18 protein-coding genes and 1 pseudogene are annotated in these 19,582 nt (G+C 36.7%); 14 read left to right on the plus strand and 5 right to left on the minus strand.

Annotated elements, in window-relative coordinates; genetic code table 11:
• Positions 1-28 precede the first annotated feature (28 nt).
• From FN924_RS02985 to putP, 3 genes are all read left to right on the plus strand, one after another.
• On the plus strand, positions 29-1,294 hold the full coding sequence (locus tag FN924_RS02985) for a helix-turn-helix domain-containing protein (protein ID WP_143892001.1): 1,266 nt from the start codon (positions 29-31) through the stop codon (positions 1,292-1,294).
• Positions 1,295-1,305: 11 nt separating this feature from the next.
• Complete coding sequence (locus tag FN924_RS02990) at positions 1,306-1,686, plus strand: hypothetical protein (protein ID WP_143892002.1); 381 nt, start codon at positions 1,306-1,308, stop codon at positions 1,684-1,686.
• Between the two features lie 504 nt (positions 1,687-2,190).
• Positions 2,191-3,708, plus strand: a complete 1,518-nt coding sequence (putP, locus tag FN924_RS02995; protein WP_143892003.1) for a sodium/proline symporter PutP — start codon at positions 2,191-2,193, stop codon at positions 3,706-3,708.
• Positions 3,709-3,755: 47 nt separating this feature from the next.
• Here putP and FN924_RS03000 read toward each other — a convergent pair whose 3' ends face one another.
• Positions 3,756-4,487: a hypothetical protein gene (locus FN924_RS03000; protein WP_143892004.1), complete on the minus strand. Its 732-nt coding sequence runs from the start codon at positions 4,485-4,487 to the stop codon at positions 3,756-3,758.
• A gap of 143 nt (positions 4,488-4,630) precedes the next feature.
• Between FN924_RS03000 and gatC the strand changes: the two genes are divergently transcribed.
• The 5 genes from gatC to rlmD all read left to right on the plus strand — a co-directional run bounded on the left by gatC (position 4,631) and on the right by rlmD (position 10,443).
• A complete protein-coding gene (gene gatC / locus FN924_RS03005; protein ID WP_143892005.1) occupies positions 4,631-4,921 on the plus strand; it encodes an Asp-tRNA(Asn)/Glu-tRNA(Gln) amidotransferase subunit GatC in 291 nt (96 codons plus the stop codon).
• A gap of 14 nt (positions 4,922-4,935) precedes the next feature.
• Positions 4,936-6,399, plus strand: coding sequence for an Asp-tRNA(Asn)/Glu-tRNA(Gln) amidotransferase subunit GatA (gatA, locus tag FN924_RS03010; protein ID WP_143892006.1), 1,464 nt, complete (start codon positions 4,936-4,938; stop codon positions 6,397-6,399).
• Positions 6,399-7,829 carry an Asp-tRNA(Asn)/Glu-tRNA(Gln) amidotransferase subunit GatB gene (gatB, locus tag FN924_RS03015; protein ID WP_143892007.1) on the plus strand — a complete coding sequence of 477 codons (1,431 nt, stop codon included), beginning with the start codon at positions 6,399-6,401 and terminating at the stop codon, positions 7,827-7,829. The genes gatA and gatB overlap by 1 nt, the downstream gene beginning before the upstream one ends.
• Positions 7,830-7,957: 128 nt before the next feature.
• Positions 7,958-8,866: a diacylglycerol kinase gene (locus FN924_RS03020; RefSeq protein ID WP_143892008.1), complete on the plus strand. Its 909-nt coding sequence runs from the start codon at positions 7,958-7,960 to the stop codon at positions 8,864-8,866.
• Positions 8,867-9,060: 194 nt separating this feature from the next.
• Positions 9,061-10,443 carry a 23S rRNA (uracil(1939)-C(5))-methyltransferase RlmD gene (gene rlmD, locus FN924_RS03025; protein ID WP_143892009.1) on the plus strand — a complete coding sequence of 461 codons (1,383 nt, stop codon included), beginning with the start codon at positions 9,061-9,063 and terminating at the stop codon, positions 10,441-10,443.
• 5 nt (positions 10,444-10,448) lie between these two features.
• On the opposite strand, the gene FN924_RS03030 is transcribed toward rlmD, so the two are convergent.
• Both FN924_RS03030 and FN924_RS19060 read right to left on the minus strand, forming a co-directional pair.
• Complete coding sequence (locus tag FN924_RS03030; RefSeq protein ID WP_143892010.1) at positions 10,449-11,939, minus strand: recombinase family protein; 1,491 nt, start codon at positions 11,937-11,939, stop codon at positions 10,449-10,451.
• The gene (locus tag FN924_RS19060) at positions 11,939-12,088 is read right to left on the minus strand and encodes a hypothetical protein (protein WP_194709684.1); all 150 of its coding nucleotides are present in this window, start codon (positions 12,086-12,088) and stop codon (positions 11,939-11,941) included. Before FN924_RS19060 ends, FN924_RS03030 begins: the two co-directional genes overlap by 1 nt.
• A gap of 178 nt (positions 12,089-12,266) precedes the next feature.
• Here FN924_RS19060 and FN924_RS03035 point away from each other — a divergent pair, with 178 nt between their 5' ends.
• From FN924_RS03035 to istB, 3 genes and pseudogenes are all read left to right on the plus strand, one after another.
• A complete protein-coding gene (locus FN924_RS03035) occupies positions 12,267-13,229 on the plus strand; it encodes a nucleotidyltransferase domain-containing protein (protein WP_228409540.1) in 963 nt (320 codons plus the stop codon).
• A gap of 1,081 nt (positions 13,230-14,310) precedes the next feature.
• Positions 14,311-15,894, plus strand: coding sequence for an IS21 family transposase (gene istA / locus FN924_RS03040; RefSeq protein WP_143892012.1), 1,584 nt, complete (start codon positions 14,311-14,313; stop codon positions 15,892-15,894).
• Between the two features lies 1 nt (position 15,895).
• Positions 15,896-16,641: pseudogene (istB, locus tag FN924_RS03045) on the plus strand (IS21-like element helper ATPase IstB).
• Between the two features lie 41 nt (positions 16,642-16,682).
• Here istB and FN924_RS19165 read toward each other — a convergent pair.
• Both FN924_RS19165 and FN924_RS03055 read right to left on the minus strand, forming a co-directional pair.
• Entirely contained in the window at positions 16,683-16,811 is a 129-nt protein-coding gene (locus FN924_RS19165; protein WP_143892013.1) for a helix-turn-helix transcriptional regulator, read from the minus strand.
• Between the two features lie 604 nt (positions 16,812-17,415).
• Entirely contained in the window at positions 17,416-17,673 is a 258-nt protein-coding gene (locus tag FN924_RS03055) for a hypothetical protein (protein WP_143892014.1), read from the minus strand.
• Positions 17,674-17,841: 168 nt separating this feature from the next.
• On the opposite strand from FN924_RS03055, the gene FN924_RS03060 reads away from it, so the two are divergent.
• From FN924_RS03060 to FN924_RS03070, 3 genes are all read left to right on the plus strand, one after another.
• Positions 17,842-18,102, plus strand: coding sequence for a hypothetical protein (locus tag FN924_RS03060; RefSeq protein WP_143892015.1), 261 nt, complete (start codon positions 17,842-17,844; stop codon positions 18,100-18,102).
• Positions 18,099-18,491: a retropepsin-like aspartic protease gene (locus tag FN924_RS03065; RefSeq protein WP_143892016.1), complete on the plus strand. Its 393-nt coding sequence runs from the start codon at positions 18,099-18,101 to the stop codon at positions 18,489-18,491. The genes FN924_RS03060 and FN924_RS03065 overlap by 4 nt, the downstream gene beginning before the upstream one ends.
• Before the next feature lie 468 nt (positions 18,492-18,959).
• Complete coding sequence (locus FN924_RS03070; RefSeq protein ID WP_143892017.1) at positions 18,960-19,514, plus strand: TetR/AcrR family transcriptional regulator; 555 nt, start codon at positions 18,960-18,962, stop codon at positions 19,512-19,514.
• Positions 19,515-19,582 lie beyond the last annotated feature (68 nt).

Below are 19,582 nucleotides of genomic sequence, written 5' to 3' on the forward strand. Positions count from 1 at the left end.
AAGCCTGTAAGTTAGAGGTGGACAATCCATGGAAATAGGTCCTTTTATAAAACTACATAGAATTAAGCAAAACATGACACAAGAGGACTTGGCGGATGGGATTGTATCTGAATCCTATCTTTCTAAAATTGAAAATCAAAAAACAACCGCAAGTCCTGATGTCATCAATTTGCTTTGTTCAAGACTTGGTATTCAACTAAACAAAGAAGAAGAATTAAACCTCAATAATCAATGTCAAGAATGGTTCGACATGCTGTATGAGGTAAATAGTAAGGAAGAAATTACAGCGAAGTATGAAGAGTTAAAAGTGTTGGTTGAATCGCATCTTTCTGACATGCAAGTTCTATTTGAGATTCATAAGATTAGGTATTATTTAATCTTGTCCAATCCACAATTAGCATTAGAGCAAATAAATAACTTGAAAGATCTTTCTGAAACATTTACGAGTGTCCAACAATACTATTGGTTCAAATTTAACGGGAATTATAATTCAGTTGTCGGTGATTTTAAAACGGCAATTAGATTTTATTCTTTGGCTGAAGAAAAGATTGGGCAAGCAGACATCTCAGAGGTTGAAACTGCAGATTTACGTTATACAATCGCAGTTACACATAGTAAGCTTAGAAACACTTTAGAAGTAATGGATTACGCGAGCAAAGCTCTTGAAGATTATAGTAAAAACTATAACTTTCGTAGATGTGCTCAGTGTCATATTCTCTTGGGGATTTCTTACCGAAGGATAAAAGTTTATGACAAGGCGATAAAAAATTATAATTTAGCCCAGCATTTAGCAAAACTAAATAATGATAAGCAGACAATTTATCTGACTAATCATAACTTAGGTTATCTCCATTCCTCTAAGGGAGAATCAGAGAAAGCAATTCATTATTTTAATTTAGTCATAGAAGACGACGTTGAAGAAGACTTTGAAGTGATCTTAAAAGCCATATTAGCGCAAGTGAAAGAGTGCTATAAGGTAGGAGATATAGATAAGTCAAAGGCTTTAGTAGATAAAGGATTTGAATTTATAAAGAAATTGCCGAAAAGTGTGAGACAACATTATTACTATGAACTTCAAACTTACTTTTACTATCTTGGGAATCAGAAAGAAAAATTTGAAGCTTTTGTTGTGAAAGAATTTATACCATACCTTAAAAAGCAAAAAGATTTCGTTAATTTAGTCGAGTTTGCAACTATGGTTGGTGCACATTATGAATCTATCAAAAAATATAAAAGTGCATCCGCATATTTTAAACTTGCGAATTCGGCATATGAAGAACTAATTAAAATTTAGGAGGCAATTCTATGAAAAAAATAGTTTTGAAAGCTACTCTCTCAGTGCTGATGTTTTCGGTAACAGTTTTTGGGATTGGAATCTTACTCCATAACGCAGACTTATCTTCTAAACATGAACACAATTTGATTGTTTCAAAAGAACATGAGCCAAGCATTTTTTCAGACTTTTTCGCTTCAAAAGAACATGAGCCAAGCATCTTTTCGGACTTTTTCGCTTCAAAAGAACATGAGCCAAGCATTTTTTCAGGCTTTTTCGCTTCAAAAGAACATGAGCCAAGCATTTTTTCAGACTTTTTCGCTTCAAAAGAACATGAGCCAAGCATCTTCTCAGATTTTTTCACTTCAAAAGAACATGAACCAAGCATTTTTTCTTGGGGGAACACACTTTAATCACTATTATTTCAATGCAGTGCATTGATTTAATATAACCACTACAACCTAATGAATCTTACTTTTCCCGACATTGACTTCAATGTCGGGCCTTTTTTGGCATATGTTTCATATAATTTTAGGTTTATCCTAATTCGAAGCCGGGAATTGGTTAAAGTTGTTGTCACATTGAAATGTATTCTATCGAAATTTCTGCCACGGGATAATGTTTGACCTAGGTCTTAAATAATAGGCATTGTGCAGGAGGTTTATACATAGACATTCTATGTGGGGGCAAGTCTGTATAACGGTGTATGTTATACTTTTACATATGTGTTTGTTTCTAGCCGTTTATTACAAGGTAGTATTGCTAGAAATTTGCATATAAATAATAGAAAAGGAGGGATGCAGGGTATGGATTACGCAATTGCTGGTGCAACTTGGTTCTGGTTGTTTGTACCAATGCCATTATTGATCGTATTATCCATTATTACGCTATTTACGGAGAGGAGAGAATAAAAACCTATGAGTGGTGCAACTTTAATTACCTTTATTGTTTATTTAGTAGGAATGCTGTTAATTGGTGTCATTTCTTATCGATTAACTAGTAATTTATCAGATTATGTTTTAGGTGGAAGACGTTTAGGACCTGGTGTAGCAGCGTTAAGTGCTGGAGCATCAGACATGAGTGGTTGGTTACTATTAGGTCTTCCAGGTGCTGCTTATGCAGCAGGTATGTCAGAAGCATGGATGGCAATTGGTTTGTCGATTGGTGCTTATCTAAACTGGCAGTTTGTAGCACGTCCGTTACGTGTCTACACAGAGGTATCAAACAACTCCATTACAATCCCAGATTTCTTAGAAAATCGTTTCCGCGATAAATCTCACATTCTACGTGTGATTTCTGCACTTGTTATATTGTTATTCTTCACTTTCTATACATCATCCGGTATGGTTGGTGGCGCCAAATTATTTGAAGCGTCCTTCGGTTTATCGTATAACCAAGCATTATGGATTGGTGCTATCGTTATTGTATCCTATACATTCCTAGGTGGTTTTCTAGCAGTTAGTTGGACAGACTTTATTCAAGGTATTTTAATGTTCCTGGCACTTATCGTAGTTCCTATTCGTGCAATCTTTATCATTGGTGGCTGGGATGCAACGGTCCAGGCGGTTGGTAACATTGATCCTAGTCACTTAAACATGGTAGCAGGTGTTGGTGGGTTAGCAATCGTGTCTTCCATGGCATGGGGACTTGGATATTTCGGTCAACCTCATATTATAACTCGTTTTATGGCATTGCGTTCTCCTGATGACGTGCCAAAAGCGAAGTTTATCGGGACAACCTGGATGATATTAGGACTTTATGGAGCTATCTTTACAGGTTTTGCTGGGCTAGCTTTTATTAGTACACAAGATGTTGGCGTATTATCTCAATTTGGTATTGAGGTAGTAACGAACGATGCGGGGGTCCAGGTGCTAAAAGACTCTGAGAAAATCTTTATTGCACTATCTCAAATTTTGTTTGACCCAATAATTGCCGGTATCTTATTAGCAGCTATTTTGTCTGCCATCATGAGTACGATTGACTCCCAGTTGCTTGTATCTTCTTCTGCAGTTGCGGAAGATTTCTATAAAGCGATTTTGAGAAAAGAAGCTTCAGAAAAAGAATTAGTTTGGATTGGTCGTCTAGCAGTTCTTGTTATCGCAATTATTGCAACATTGCTCGCGTCGAATCCAGATAGTTCAGTATTATCGCTAGTAAGCTATGCATGGGCCGGTTTTGGTGGTGCCTTTGGACCAATCATTATCCTGTCTCTATTCTGGAAGGGTATGACGAGAAATGGGGCACTAGCAGGTATCATTGTTGGTGCACTAACGGTCATCATATGGGGAGATTTCCTATCTGGAGGCATTTTTGACCTATATGAAATCGTTCCAGCATTTATATTGAACGTTATCGTTTCTGTCATTGTGAGTTTACTTGGCAAACCTTCAGACGAAATGGTGGAAGAGTTCGAGAAAGCAAAAGCGAATTATTAATCTGGTAAGCTAGGAGAAGGAGAGATCCCATTACGGGTTCTCTCCTTTTACATATATAAAGATAAAGCATCTTCTAAAAAGGTTCGGTCATACCCGGTTCGATTATGTAGTCTTTCCACCCAGTCTTCAACGGTATAAAGCTTGGTTTCTTTCTGTATTCCGCTATTCGTACTCCAAAAGCTAGTCCAGTCGGAAAACTCCCAATGGGCTATTTCTCCATGGTGTGGAATTCGCATTTCTACTAAGGGGTCAGGTCTTAGACGCTTTTGATTTTTATGAGCCATGCTTAAAAAGTCTTGGTAAGGCACTGGGGATGTATCGTAGAACTGTCTAGAAGTCTTCCCGTTTGGTCGATGATAAACAACCTCCAGCTTTGAATCATGAGAGTAAAGCTGTACGTCCGCTGCAGGAAAAAATCCACTTAGCTTATCGGTGTTTGTTTGGATTAAAATAGGCTGAATCCATTGATCCCCTAAATCACATAAGTAACGATTACCATCTTCATCTTGTGCAATGACTGCAGCGTGAGCCTCCTCCGAATTTAGACGATCACCGATGGGATAAGCCTTCACCCCAGCTTCTTTAAATGCTTCCATTAGCCAGACAGCTAGATCAAAACAATTACCGCTAATGCCATAGCGTGCGTAATCTTCTTTTAATAGAGCAATATTTCGTTGATCTGACTGACCGCGCTGGATTCTCCACGCTTTCGTAAGCGTCTCCATAGGAAAGGAATCAAACTTCCTCCATGTATTTAATATGTGTTGAGGGGCCATCATGGGTATCATCATCCTTTTTAGATTATTTTGGTTGAGCTTCTTGAAATGATAGAATAGATAGCATAAGTTGCCAATTCAAAAGGTTTTTTGCTATTATCATAAGTATTGTTACATTCGTTATATTCATTGTGGAGGTGGAAAGAATGGCAGAAATCTCAAAGGAACAAGTAAAGCACGTAGCACATTTAGCACGTCTAGCAATCACAGATGAAGAAGTAGAAAAAATGACCGAACAGCTCGGAGCAATCATTAAATATGCTGAGCTATTAAATGAACTTGATACGGACCAAGTAAAACCTACAACACACGTGTTAGATTTGAAAAACGTGATGCGTAAGGATGAACCGAGAAAATGGATTAATAAAGAGGATGCATTAAAGAATGCTCCTGATCAAGAGAACGGACAATTTCGCGTTCCTTCTATATTGGAATAAAGGAGGTATAAATAGTGTCACTATTTAATTATAAATTATCAGAGCTTCAAGATAAATTACATACGAAAGAAATTACGGTAAGTGACCTCGTAAATGAATCTTATGCGAGAATCAACGAAGTGGATGACGATGTAAAAGCGTTTTTAACATTAAATGAAGAAGCGGCTAGAGCAAAAGCGAAGGAATTAGACGGACAAGCACCATCTCAATCGCTATTTGGATTACCAATCGGGATTAAAGATAATATTGTGACAAAAGGATTGCGTACAACATGTGCGAGTCAATTTTTGTCTAATTTCAACGATCCATTATATGATGCAACGGTCGTACAAAAGCTACAGGATGCGAATGCGATTAATATCGGAAAATTAAACATGGATGAATTCGCAATGGGATCCTCCAATGAGAATTCTAGCTACTTCGCTACTCGCAATCCTTGGAATACGGATTACGTACCAGGTGGTTCAAGTGGTGGATCAGCAGCGGCAGTAGCGGCTGGGGAAGTATTTTTCTCCATTGGTTCTGATACAGGTGGCTCCATTCGTCAGCCTGCTGCATTTTGTGGCGTAGTTGGATTAAAACCAACGTACGGGTTAGTATCTCGTTTTGGACTTGTTGCCTTTGCATCCTCGCTGGACCAAATCGGACCAGTTACAAGAACGGTGGAAGACAATGCACACCTTTTACAAGTATTAGCAGGCCACGACAAGATGGACGCAACATCGGCTAATGTGGATGTGCCAAGCTATAAGGATTCCTTAAACCAAGGTGTAAAAGGACTTCGTATCGCCGTTCCTTCCGAATACCTTGGAGAAGGGGTAAACCCAGAAGTGAAGGAAGCTGTCCTTCAAGCATTAAAAGTGTATGAAGACTTAGGCGCAACATGGGAAGAGGTTTCCTTACCACACTCTCGTTATGCGGTTGCGGCTTATTATTTACTTTCTTCATCTGAAGCTTCAGCCAACCTAGCTCGTTTTGACGGGGTTCGATACGGTGTACGTTCAGAAAAAGCAGAGAACATGATTGATATGTTTAAGCTTTCTCGTAGCGAAGGCTTTGGCGATGAAGTAAAACGTCGAATTATGCTAGGGACGTTTGCCTTAAGCTCTGGTTACTATGATGCGTACTACAAAAAAGCACAAAAAGTTCGTACATTGATTAAAAACGATTTTGAAAAAGTATTTGAGAATTACGATATTGTAATTGGGCCGACAACTCCTACACCAGCGTTTAAAGTAGGCGAAATCATTGACGATCCATTAACGATGTATGCGAATGATATTTTAACGATTCCAGTAAACCTTGCAGGTGTACCTGGTATGTCGATCCCATGTGGATTCTCCAGTGAGGGACTTCCGATTGGATTACAATTAATCGGAAAGCACTTTGATGAGAGCACGATTTTCCGTGTTGCAAATGCGTTTGAGCAAGCAACGGAAATTCATAAGAAAACACCGGTTCTAGGAGGTGTCAAATAATGAATTTTGAAACCATTATCGGTCTAGAAGTACACGTCGAGTTAAAAACAAACTCAAAGATTTTTAGTCCAAGTCCGAATGCATTTGGAGCGGAGCCAAACGAAAACCTAAACCCAATTGACCTTGGGTATCCAGGTGTGCTTCCGGTGTTAAACGAAGAAGCCGTTAATTTTGCAATGAAAGCTGCCATGGCCTTGAATTGTGAAATTGCGACAGATACGAAGTTTGATCGTAAAAACTACTTCTACCCAGACAATCCGAAAGCTTACCAAATTTCCCAATTTGACCAACCAATTGGAGAAAACGGCTGGATAGAAATTGAAGTAGACGGTGTGAAAAAGAGAATTGGAATTACCCGCCTACACTTAGAGGAAGATGCAGGAAAGCTAACACACGGAGATGACGGCTACTCCTATGTGGACTTTAACCGTCAAGGCACCCCATTAGTAGAGATTGTATCGGAACCAGATATTCGTAGTCCGAAGGAAGCTTACGCGTATCTAGAAAAGCTAAAAAATATCATTCAATTTACCGGTGTTTCCGATTGTAAGATGGAGGAGGGATCTCTCCGTTGCGATGCCAACTTATCCATTCGTCCAATCGGGCAAGAGCAGTTCGGTGTAAAAACAGAGCTGAAAAATCTAAACTCGTTCTCCTTCGTACAAAAAGGGCTAGAGTTTGAAGAAAAGCGCCAGCAACAAGTATTGCTTTCTGGTGGGGAGATTCTACAGGAAACAAGACGTTACGACGAACAAACGAAAGAAACGATCTTGATGAGGGTGAAAGAAGGCTCCGATGATTATCGATATTTCCCAGAGCCAGATCTTGTTCCTCTCTATATTGATGAAGCATGGAAAGAGCGCATTCGTTCTGAAATTCCAGAGCTTCCAGACGAGCGGAAGAAGCGATATGTCGAAGAGCTACAGCTGCCAGCTTATGATGCAATGGTACTAACCAGTACGAAAGAAATGTCCGACTTTTTTGAAGAAGCAATTGCTAGTGGAGCCGATGCGAAGCAAGCTTCAAACTGGTTAATGGGTGAGGTATCTGCCCACTTAAATAAGCAACAGCTAGAGTTAACGGATCTTCCAATGACTCCAGCCGCATTAGCGAAGATGATTCAGTTAATTGAAGATGGCACGATTTCTTCTAAAATGGCGAAAAAGGTATTTTCTGAGCTTGTAGAAAATGGAGGAGACCCAGAAAAAATCGTCAAGGAAAAAGGGCTCGTTCAAATCTCAGACGAAGGTCAGTTGAGAGATATCATCACTACCATTTTAGATGCCAATGAACAATCCATCGAAGATTTTAAAAATGGGAAGGATCGAGCACTCGGCTTCTTAGTAGGGCAAGTGATGAAGCAAACAAAAGGACAAGCGAATCCTCCTATGGTTAATAAAATTCTTATCGAAGAAATGAATAAAAGATAACCACAATGGCTTAAACTGTGGAAGACCTGCTTTTAATAGCAGGTCTTTATCTTTTCCTTTTCAAATGATGAAAAAAGGACTATGATGTAAGGTGGACAAAAAGTAATGATCGGTTAGGGGGTCTACCCATGAAACGTGCCCGGATTATTTATAATCCAACTTCAGGACGTGAAGCGTTTAAAAAAGAACTAGCAGATGTATTACGACAACTGGAGCAAGCTGGGTATGAAACATCCGCCCATGCGACAACTGGAGCAGGAGATGCTACCGAGGCAGCTAAACTGGCTGTGGAACGAAAATACGATGTCGTAATAGCTGCTGGTGGAGATGGAACCATAAATGAAGTAATAAATGGTTTAGCGGAAAAGGAATATCGTCCGAAGCTTGGTATTATCCCAGTTGGGACGACGAATGATTTTGCGAGAGCCTTGTCGATCCCTAGAAATATACACAAAGCTGTCGAGGTCATAATCGATGGATTTTCGACACCTTTGGATATTGGTAAAGTGAACGATGAGTACTTTATGAATATAGCTGGTGGCGGTAAGCTAACCGAGTTAACGTACGAGGTTCCGAGCAAACAAAAAACCCTACTAGGACAGCTTGCTTACTATTTAAAAGGAATCGAAATGCTCCCGTCCTTGAAGCCGATTAATGTGAAGATTGAATATGATGGAGAATTGTTTGAAGATGATATCATGCTGTTCCTCGTGTCGAATACGAATTCTGTCGGTGGCTTTGAAAAGCTAGCACCAGACGCGAAAATGGATGACGGCGTTTTTGACCTACTCATATTAAAAAAGACGAACGTTGCAGAGTTTATTCGAATTGCTACGTTAGCACTTCGTGGTGCACATCTTGAGGATGAACGAATCGTTCATGTTACGGCCAAACATATCAAAGTAGAGTCAGATGAAAAGATGCAGCTCAATATAGATGGTGAATTCGGCGGATTATTACCAGGAGAATTCACGAACCTTTATCAACATATTGAATTTTTTGTTCCGAAAGAGTTCTTGGAGAAAGAAGAAAGCTAAGGCTATCTTCTTTTTCTTTTTACGGACAAAACAGAGTATCCTGTCGGGTAAGGGAGATTGCTTTTAAGGATTCGATAAATTTCCCGGGAAATATAGCGAAACATGGAAATACTAACTCCTATCGCAAGAAATTTATCATCCGTTTTGGATTGTGATACACTTTGTAACAGGATAAGACAAGAAGGAAGATGATGATGGCGAAACAAAAACCACCTGTAAAGAAAAACCAAACGATAGACCTATCTTTTGTCGATTTAACACATGACGGATCAGGCGTCGGTAAAATCGATGGTTATCCATTATTTGTTCCGTACGGATTGCCTGGCGAAACAGCCAAGGTTAAAGTGGTGAAGGTGAATAAAAACTTTGGATTTGGAAAGCTTATTGAGCTAAAAGAAGTAAGTGAAGATCGGGTAGAACCACCGTGCGATGTCTATGTGCAATGTGGAGGCTGCCAGCTTCAGCATATGAGCTATGACTTGCAGCTAGAAATGAAGCGCAAGCAAGTGGAAACCTCTCTGAAAAAGATCGGGCATATAGAAGGGGTTCCTGTGCATCCGACGATTGGTATGGATGATCCCTGGAGGTATCGTAATAAGGTTCAAATTCCAGTTGCGGAAAGACATGGAGAGCTCATTACGGGTTTCTATCAAAAGCGAAGTCACCACATAATCGAAGGAATGGACCGCTGTGTCATTACGTCGGAAATCAATGATCGAATGGTAGAAGCTGTTCGTCGAATGGCAGACCGATTAAACATTTCAGCCTATGATGAAGAGAAGCATCGTGGTGTACTTCGACATATTATGGTGCGAACCGGACAAGCCACAAATGAAACGATGATCGTATTAATTACTCGGACAGAAGAGCTGCCACATCAAGAGGAATTAGTGAAAGAAATTAGCGAAACTTATCCACAAGTAAAATCGATTATCCAGAATGTGAACAAAGAGAGAACCAATGTAATACTAGGGAGAAAGACAAAGGTTCTATGGGGAAGCGAATATATTTACGACAATATCGGAGATATTAAATTCGCAATTTCCGCAAAGTCCTTTTATCAAGTTAACCCACCCCAAACGAAAAAGCTATATGATAAGGCGTTGGAGTATGCGGATTTAAAAGGTGGAGAAACAGTCATTGATGCATACTGTGGAATTGGAACTATCTCCTTGTTTTTAGCACAAAAAGCTAAGAAAGTGTATGGCGTAGAAATAGTTCCAGAGGCAATTTCTGATGCGAAGGCAAACGCACGATTAAACCATATAGATAATGCAGAGTTTTATGTAGGAGAAGCAGAGAAGGTCATGCCGTGGTGGACAGCACAAGGATTACGCCCAGACGTTATTGTGGTCGATCCGCCAAGAAAAGGCTGTGACGAAGAGCTACTGAAAGCGATGATCGCGATGAAGCCGAAACGAATTGTGTATGTGTCCTGTAACCCTTCTACGCTTGCTCGAGATTTACGTGTGTTAGAAGATGGAGGATATGTGACGAAGCAAGTGCAGCCTGTGGATATGTTTCCGCAGACTGGGCACGTTGAGTGCATTTCACAGTTAGTTTTAAAAAATGATTGAGGGGATTATAACCCCTCAACCTGTGCAAACTTGTAGTAAATTTTAACATCTTTACTTTCAGTTACTTCAATCTTTTCAACAAAACGTAATAACATCTCAGTGGTTAAAGTATTGAAGTTCAAAAATGCTTTTAGTTGTTCCAAGATAGCAGAGATTTTAATAGCTGCTTTTTTCCTATCAATGGCTTTTTTAATCTCTGCCTTTTCTATTTCAAGTTGTTGTAATTTTTCTTGTACCGTACTAACAAAATAATCATAGTCCTGTTTTGAAATATCCTCAGAAATAAATTTCTGTAAAGCATTACGCTTTAATTCATTCTGTTTTTGAAATTGTTTCTCAATGGACTGTAATCTCGACTCATTCTGTTTTGCGGTGGCTTTAACTTTTTTCTCAATCTTGCTTTCCAAGTTAGGGTGTTCTAAGTCATCAGCCATCCTTTTTAGGTCATCAAGGATTATTTTTTTTAACAATTGTTCTTTAATCACATGATTAGTACAGGCTTTATTACCATGTTTTGCATAAGTGCCACAAATATAACCTTTACGATTAGCACGATACCACATTCCATTTCCACAGTCAGAACAATAAGCGATATTGGTAAAGAGGTGTTTTTTCTTTCTAGTACCGCCCCGACCTCTTTTAGCTTTTTCCTCTAGTAGGCTTTGTACCTGTTCAAACACTTCCCTTGAAATGATAGGCTTATGTGTGTTGGGAATAGTAACCCAATCCGCTGAGTCATTTCTTTTCCTCGTTTTGTTTGTCACGTTCATAGTGGTCTCTCTGCCTTGTACAAGGTCTCCAACATAGTGAGGGTTTTGTAAGATTTTCTTAACAGTAGAACCTTGCCAATAAAGACCTGCATTGGATTTTCCTATAACCTGTGAAGGGGTTGGAATATCATTTTTAGAAAGGTATCTAGCTATTTTATCATGCCCCCAACCTTCTAAATATTTATTAAAGATGTCGTGAACAATATCAACAGTATAATCATCCCTAACTATTAGCTTTTTGTCTTTAAGTTCATATCCGTATGGTGGAATACTACCAATAAACTTTCCGCTTTTGTATTTACTGTTAAAAACAGATTTAATACGGTCACTTATGCCCTGGCTTTCTTGTTCATAAATCCAAGCATATAGACCAAACATGGCTTGTTTATTTACGTCTTGCGTATCAACTTTTCCATCTAAAGTAACTAAACGAACACCTTTTGTTTCGGCAATCCGTCTTAATTGGAAGAGTAATTCGACATTACGACCTAATCTACTTAACTCTTTAGCTACAATTACATCAAACTCTTTGTTTTTAGCGTCTTGGATAAGTCTTTTTAACCCTTCACGATTATCAGTAGTTCCTGTTTTAACATCAATATAAAGGTCATATAAGTCAAAATGATTTTCTGTGATGAAATCTAAAATCAATTGCTTTTGATTTTCGGGTGACTCCTTTTGACCGTCCTTATCAGTTGAAACCCTTATATATCCTGCTACTCTCATTATTGTCGCCCTCCATTATTGAAAGCGACTATATCTACTTGTTTATTATTGTAAGCGGCAGATAAAATCTTTTCAATTTCTTTTTCTAATTGTTGTACTATTAACGTTTTAAAGTCGTTTGTACCTGTAAACACTCTCTGAATGTTCATACATATCGCCCCCTCTCGAACGTAGTAATCGTTCTATGTGGGGGATTAGTTGTGATGAATTTACTATATTGTTTTCTAGAATATGCTAGAATTAAATAATACCGTTGGTAAAATATTCATAATTTTTATTGAATCAAATTTTCACTTTTATAAAGATAATGTGATTGGAGGGGGATTATTGCAAAATAGAAGCAATGTATTAATTGAACTTGCTGCGAATTATGTTGAAGAGTTAAACATAGACGTGGGTTATGCAGGTGTAGGTGGGTCAGTAGGCAGAGGTGAAGCTGATGAGTATAGTGATTTAGATTTAATAGTTTACACAAATACTTCTGTACCTAAGAATAATTTAGATGTTTTATATAATGGAGAGATTATTCAACTTGATATATTAGATATAGCCAAAATACCAAATGAACAGGAAATCCTCGAATTTCCATGGGATTATAGATTTTTAAGTGAGATGTCAATCATTAAAGATAATGATGGTTTACTTAGTGATATTATAAAAAGTGCTACGAACTACTTTAATTCCTATGATGGAAAGAAAAAGTTGTTGGAACAAGTATCTAATATAGTTAGAGAAAGAATAGAATTTGCAAATAAATGTTTAGACGAAAATAGGTTATATTCAGCCAATATTGCTTCAATGGGTGCGTGGGCAGAAGCTGGTTTTTTATACTTATTTGTAAATTATAATTTGCTCTCTACGGGCGGCTTAATTCCAGTGTTGGAAAAATTAAACAACCATATAGAAAGGTTCAAAAACGTGTCTCCTTTTTCAATGGAGGGAGAGTTATCAGATGTTTCATTAATTCTAAGTAGCTTTCGTCAACATCTAAGAGACCAGGGGCATTTATATAATGATTTATCAGAAGTTCATGATACCTTGTGTGATAGGAAAATCAAACGGTTGCTTATCAATAAAGAAAGACTCAATTTGCTATGGCAAATATACGGTGAAGCAGTTGGACTCTATTTTGAAACTTCAAATGGATTATCCTTAGAAAAGTACTTTCAAGACTTGCCTATATCATTGCAAAATGGGTTATCAAAAATAGGATTTATTCCCTTGAATAAGAATAAAGTTAACGAGTTGAGTAATTTAAGTAAGGAACTTTTAGCATTTTGTTATTGTTAATTTAATATACTTTACTTCCAATTTAATTGTATTCTCCGTTCGCTTCGCTCACTTCGGGGGCTTCGTTCTTCGCTCCTATATTTTTTTAATTACTTTTCTGTTTAATTAATGGTAGGGTTTTGGTGCTAATTCGAGGAAACATACCACCCCCTGTAAAGGGGATGGCGATATTAAGGACTAATCCTGAGGTATCTTCATGACATTCAACGTTTTTAGGTGCAGCTTTATCACGTATATTCTAAATAACTCTGTCATGCCACCAGCCAAAGGCTCTGCAACGGTATAAATCTAGGGATTAAAATTATGCGGTTACCCCGTCACCGTCTAACGGTACTGCCACTGTTTGTTAAACGGGCTAGTTTTTTACGTGTTCTCCTAGTTATAACCACGGATGATACTAATATGATTTTTTATTTTATGCCTCTCTTCTAGAATTTTTAGAGCGGCTAATCCATTAAAAACAGGAATTTGGCAAACTCCTAAATTGGTAAAAACTCATCAATTTCTTTTTCGGTAATTCCATAGTCAAGTAACAGCTTTACTAAAGACTTAATACTGACACCAAAGCCATAACTAGAGTCTCTTACACCGTTGTAAGGTTTGGGTACTCTGTCCAACTGTCCACTTTGAATGCGTCTTAGAACATAATCATCTGTAAAACCAAGTCCAAATTGGTCTATTATTTCCTCGTACCTTCGACTGTTATCATTTAAACATCACCCCTCAATACGAGTTTTCTTATGCTATCTTTCGTAAAGTAGATACGGTTATCTTGGTGCACTTTCTCAACATACGGAGAAGAAGATAATTCAAATAGCCTTTGAGTAGTAACTCCTAATATCTCAGCAGCTTGTGAAAAACTATATAAATCCCTAGTTTTCATTATCATCAGTAGCACCACCTTTCTGTAACCATTCCATTACTATAGCTTTATTAAATCGAACTGACTTACCTACTGTAACTGCTAATCTATAATAGACAGTTTTCGCTAGATAAAATTGAACACTTGTTAACCAAATTTCCTTCGGAAAGGTATATGATAGATTTTATAAATCATTTACTTTACTGGAGGTTGCGGAAGGTGGATAAGTGGAAAGTGTATATTCAAATTCAACAATTATTAGAGCAAGGTTTTAGTAAAGCAACAATCGCTAAGAAGTTGGGGATTGCTAGAGGTACTTTATATAATTACTTAGAAAAATCACCAGAAGAAATGGCAATTTGGGTTGCCTCAACACAAAATCGAAGTAAAAAACTAGATGTACATAAAGATTTAATTCTTAGTTGGTTGAGAGATCATGGTGATATTTCAGCTGCTCAAGTATATGATTGGATTTCTGAAAGGTATCCAAATTTTGACGTAGGTGAAAGCACTGTTCGAAGCTATGTGAGGGAATTACGAAAGGAATACAAAATTCCAAAGGAAATGGTAGAAAGGCAGTATGAAGCTGTGCCTGATCCTCCAATGGGTCAACAAGTGCAAGTTGACTTCGGAGAAACTATTCAAAAAAATTCACATGGAAAGAATATTAAAATGTATTTTGTGGCTTTCCTTCTTTCACACTCCCGATACAAGTATATGGAGTGGTTAGATCGCCCGTTTACAACAAAGGACCTAACAGAAGCTCATGATAGATCATTCCAATACTTCGGTGGGATTCCATATGAAATTGTTTATGACCAAGATAGCCTTATAGTAGTAAGTGAAAATAGTGGTGATTTAATTTTAACAGCTGAATTTGAATCTTATCGTAAAGTAAAAGGGTTTCAATTACATGTTTGTAGAAAAGCAGATCCTGAAAGTAAAGGAAAAATTGAAAATGTGGTGGGTTTCATTAAGAAAAACTTTTCGAAGTACCGAGTATACTCAAATATTGATTCTTGGAATGAACAGGCACTCTCATGGTTGAAACGAACCGGGAACGGCAAAATTCATAATATAACTAAAAAAAGACCAATCGAAGTGTTTGATATTGAAAAACAACACTTACGACCGATCTTTGAGCAATTCAGTGCTACCAACACTGAAAAGCAAAAACTAAACTGTAAAACAAGTATAACAAGAGTGGTCCGTAAGGACAATACAGTTCTGTATAAATCAAATCGATATAGTGTTCCTCTCGGAACATTTAGTCCTTATGGAACAGAGGTAGATTTGATTATTAATAAATCAAATCTAACAATCATTAATAATGAAACAGGAGAAATATTAGGTAAGCACAACATCTCCTTTGAACGTGGGAAATTAATTCAGGATCGTGTGCACACTAGGGATCGTTCAAGAGGGATAGATTCCTTTATAGAAGCCGTCTCAAATAAATTTCCTGAATCACAAAAGGCACTATCGTATTTAAACGAGTTAAGAAAATCTTACCCACGTTATATTAGAGATCAACTTCAACTAGTTTCTAAACAATGTGATCAGCACGAGAATCATATTATTCAAGAAGCGTTAAACGCTTGTTTACAAATGAATTTATATAGTGCATCAGAATTTAAAGATATGATTGAACACGTTGAACGCCAACGATTGAAACATGTACACCCCCTGAACGATAATGATCAAGTTGTACAACCTATCCGATCAGAACAAACTTACATTCTTCAGGCAAAGCCTTCACAAAGAAATATTAATGACTATGTAAGTATATTGGAGGGAAAGTAATATGACTCAATCTAAGGTATTGCAAGATTTATTACGATCGTTGCGTTTAACAGAAGCAGCTAATGAATTACCATCGTTCCTGAAAAAAGCAGAAACAAGTAATATGTCATATCAATCTTTTTTACAAGAGGTAATGAGCTATGAACAGAAACGAAGAGAAGACAAAGTAATAGAAAGAAGGATGAAATGGGCTTCATTCCCTTTTAACAAAACACTTTTAGATTTTTACTCTTAAAGAGCAACCATCACTGAGCAAACGTCAATTTAATCAATTAATTGAGTTAAATTGGATTGATCAACTTTATAATTTGATTTTATTAGGACCGCCAGGTACGGGTAAAACTCACCTGGCGGTAGGATTAGGAATTCAAGCAATACTTGAGGGTTACAAAGTTATGTTTATTTCTATGGGCGACTTGATCCATGTATTAAAAACAGAAGAAATTACTAGAAAATCGCAAATAAGATTAAAGAGATTGCGTGATTCTAATCTAGTTATTATAGACGATCTAATGTTTATGGCTATGGATCAGAGAGAAGCTAATCTATTCTTTCACCTGATCAATGATTTATACAACTCAGCCTCAATCGTCCTTACTTCTAATAAGGGGCCGAGTGATTGGGGAGAGTTACTTGGAGATCCAGCAAATAACTACAGCTGTACTCGACAGAATTGTCCATCGAGCAGAAGTAGTCCAGCTAAGTGGTGAAAGTTACCGTATGAAAAACCGTACATCTATATTCTAGGAACAAACTGTACAAAATTAATTAGCAAAAAGTGTTCAATTTTACTTGACGGTCACACCTACTTTTACACGTCCTGGTATTACTCCCTCTCGTGCTAATTTATACGTTGTTTGCTCACTCATTTCTAATAAAGTAGCTAATGACCGAACTGTAAGAAACTCTTTTTCCATACCGTAAAACCTCCTAATTTTAATGTTTTATCTTCTGACATTATTATAAGAACAGTGCTTTATATCTTAACAGCAAATCGAATAGAATTATGTAATAAAACATAAAACGATAAATAACAATAAAATCCTTTGCTCTGTGCGTACATTAGTAGTATTTTATAGGCAAGAAGAGAGAACGAATGTATAGTTATTACCTCTATAAATGGTGGTATCTGTCTTTATTGGAGTTAAAGAATTTAGGTACACCTATTTTGAAGTATTTGACGTACAAAGGAAATCCAATGAATTTTCACATGGAGAGAATGAGCCTTACCGACATATTTATTTAATAAAGTCGATTATTCGGCACTGGATGGGGTCTATAATGAAGAGAATTATTCATATAAAAGGTGGTAACATTAAAATAGAGCGGTTTTATTTACCGCCCCTTTGCATTAAGTAGTTATAGTCGCCTATTGTATTTTGTCTGTGAAAAGTACACAACACATGTGGAGTGTGTGTCGCAATTGATACTGAAAAAGGATTGAGGAAATAGTTCCTCAATCCTTTTTTGCCTTCCATTTAATTTATAACCCTTCGTGAATTAAATTACCAGCTTTAAATCTTAGGCAGTTATTAAATCTTTTTCTGCTAAGTTTTTGGTTATTGCATCTTTAGTCAGATTCATTTTATTTAGATTCATAAGATTTTTGTGAGGGATTTCCATTTCGTCTAATATTGAAAGTAACTTGTGTAAATCAATAATGTAATCTTCAACACTATAACAACAATCATATTGTATACTATGAAGAATAGATATAACTTCTTTCTTTAATTCTATCATTTCAAATTTACTTAAAATATCATTCTCTAAATTTCCCATTTTAATCTCTCCTCAATAATATTATTCTATTATTTCGGTCAATTCGGAAACAAATTATACTATGCCCTAATAAGAGATTGATAATCTTTTCCTGGTATGCTAATTATTATTTTGTTTAAGGTGATATAATAAAAGTATAGTCACAAGATGAAGTGGAGGTACAAAATAATGAAATGGAATGAAGTTCGCAGACAATTTCCAAATCGATGTGTCTTGGTTGAATCACTTAATGCAATAACTAAAGATAATGAAAGAATTATTAAAGAAATGTCTGTTATTGACGACTTCGCTAGTGGAAATGCTGCTTGGAAAGCTTATAAAAAAATACATGATGAAGATCAATCACGTGAATTATATATTTTTCACACGAACAATGAAGACAATAAAGTTATTGAGCAACCATATATAGGAGTTCGACGAAAGAAATGAAGATCCAAATGATGGATTACTTACCTATTGTTTCATTAGCAATCGAATTTAACGGAAATAAAAAGACTTTTGAAAACGTATTGTTAGATACTGGGTGTTCTTCAACAATATTAGACACCGATTTGTCTGAAGAAATTGGACTTTTACTCGATTTAGAAAATGCAATTACACGAAAGATGTATGGTATTGGCGGAACAGAAATCTGTATAGAACAAAAAGTGGATAGCATCTTTTTAGACGAGTTTCAGTTAACAAACTTTACTTTGCAACTTGGTGATGTTAAAGAAATGCATGGATTTGATGGGATTATTGGGATTGATTTTTTAACTTCTAATAAATTGATCATTGATTTTAACAATATGGAAGTTCGAAATAGTTCTCAGTACTAGGTAAACACTGCTACATCAATATGTCTGCGATCACCACTCAATCCATGTGGAGGCAGTGGCGGAAGTCCACTTGAAAGTGTCTAATTAAAATATAATTCATCGAAACAAAATAAACATTTCCGATTCAGACCCCGAATTCGCGAAAAAAAACTTTTGCGAATTCGGGGTTATTTCATGTCTAAACCATTGTCATTCCTGAAGTCTCTCTTTCCTCGGCTTTTTCATATTTTACAAATCTTTTTATAACTCAGAAATAGAGTGAACAAAAAACGGGAAAGATGCGAAAAAAGTAATTTTTGATCCGAAAATCTTTCCAAATGGGGTTTTCGTAGCAAAACTTTATTTTAACGCTAGCGGTGGAATACGGCCTGAAACGGTGTTTTTTAATTACTATATATTATCTTGCAATAAGAGACATTTCATGATAATTTTTATAATGAACGTTCAATATAAAAAAGGGGTAGTCATATGAAAAAGTCACAAAAAAAAGAATCCATTTTGAATACGGCTGAAAAACTATTTTATCAGCACGGTTTTCATGCAATTGGTGTGAAATCTATATTGGAACAAGCCGGAGTGGCACCAATGACTATGTACTACCATTTCAACTCAAAAGAAGATCTAATCAAAGAAATATTAGTGCGAAGAGAAGATCAATATCTTCAATTGATAGAAGATAACGTTAAAAGGGAAGACGGAATTAATTCATATATAAAGTCTCTAATCAAGATACACTTAGATTGGATAGAGTCGGATAGTTTTAATGGATGCTTATTCTTAAGAGCAAAGCAGGAGTACCAAGGTGTAAACGAGGAAATATCTTCGCTAAGTAGGGAACATAAAAAAACACTGCTAAACATAATTGAACATGATTTAAAGCTAATTCATGTTCCTAAATCACTTGGTATCCAATTACTTATTATACTAGAGGGGTTAACTTCAATAGCCCAAATCCAGCCAATAGATGAAGTAAAGGAAGCTGCAAATGGTTTAATAAAAAGTATATATGATGCTTGGAAATGAAATAGTGAGAGGGAAACTAATGTCGAACATTGTTCCCTATTTTTTTACTCATTTATTATAATGAACGT

Source organism: Radiobacillus deserti, from assembly GCF_007301515.1.
Lineage (GTDB): Bacteria > Bacillota > Bacilli > Bacillales > Amphibacillaceae > Radiobacillus > Radiobacillus deserti.

What these genes read in the sequence shown, in the direction of transcription:
- FN924_RS03000 (WP_143892004.1), bottom strand. Translation starts at nt 4,487, where the DNA reads ATGATGGCCCCTCAACACATATTAAATACATGGAGGAAGTTTGATTCC.
- FN924_RS19060 (WP_194709684.1), bottom strand. Translation starts at nt 12,088, where the DNA reads ATGAACATTCAGAGAGTGTTTACAGGTACAAACGACTTTAAAACGTTA.
- FN924_RS19165 (WP_143892013.1), bottom strand. Translation starts at nt 16,811, where the DNA reads ATGGAAAAAGAGTTTCTTACAGTTCGGTCATTAGCTACTTTATTAGAA.
- FN924_RS03055 (WP_143892014.1), bottom strand. Translation starts at nt 17,673, where the DNA reads ATGGGAAATTTAGAGAATGATATTTTAAGTAAATTTGAAATGATAGAA.
- FN924_RS02985 (WP_143892001.1), top strand. Translation starts at nt 29, where the DNA reads ATGGAAATAGGTCCTTTTATAAAACTACATAGAATTAAGCAAAACATG.
- gatC (WP_143892005.1), top strand. Translation starts at nt 4,631, where the DNA reads ATGGCAGAAATCTCAAAGGAACAAGTAAAGCACGTAGCACATTTAGCA.
- FN924_RS03065 (WP_143892016.1), top strand. Translation starts at nt 18,099, where the DNA reads ATGAAGATCCAAATGATGGATTACTTACCTATTGTTTCATTAGCAATC.
- FN924_RS03030 (WP_143892010.1), bottom strand. Translation starts at nt 11,939, where the DNA reads ATGAGAGTAGCAGGATATATAAGGGTTTCAACTGATAAGGACGGTCAA.
- FN924_RS03060 (WP_143892015.1), top strand. Translation starts at nt 17,842, where the DNA reads ATGAAATGGAATGAAGTTCGCAGACAATTTCCAAATCGATGTGTCTTG.
- FN924_RS02990 (WP_143892002.1), top strand. Translation starts at nt 1,306, where the DNA reads ATGAAAAAAATAGTTTTGAAAGCTACTCTCTCAGTGCTGATGTTTTCG.
- FN924_RS03070 (WP_143892017.1), top strand. Translation starts at nt 18,960, where the DNA reads ATGAAAAAGTCACAAAAAAAAGAATCCATTTTGAATACGGCTGAAAAA.
- gatB (WP_143892007.1), top strand. Translation starts at nt 6,399, where the DNA reads ATGAATTTTGAAACCATTATCGGTCTAGAAGTACACGTCGAGTTAAAA.
- rlmD (WP_143892009.1), top strand. Translation starts at nt 9,061, where the DNA reads ATGGCGAAACAAAAACCACCTGTAAAGAAAAACCAAACGATAGACCTA.
- putP (WP_143892003.1), top strand. Translation starts at nt 2,191, where the DNA reads ATGAGTGGTGCAACTTTAATTACCTTTATTGTTTATTTAGTAGGAATG.
- FN924_RS03020 (WP_143892008.1), top strand. Translation starts at nt 7,958, where the DNA reads ATGAAACGTGCCCGGATTATTTATAATCCAACTTCAGGACGTGAAGCG.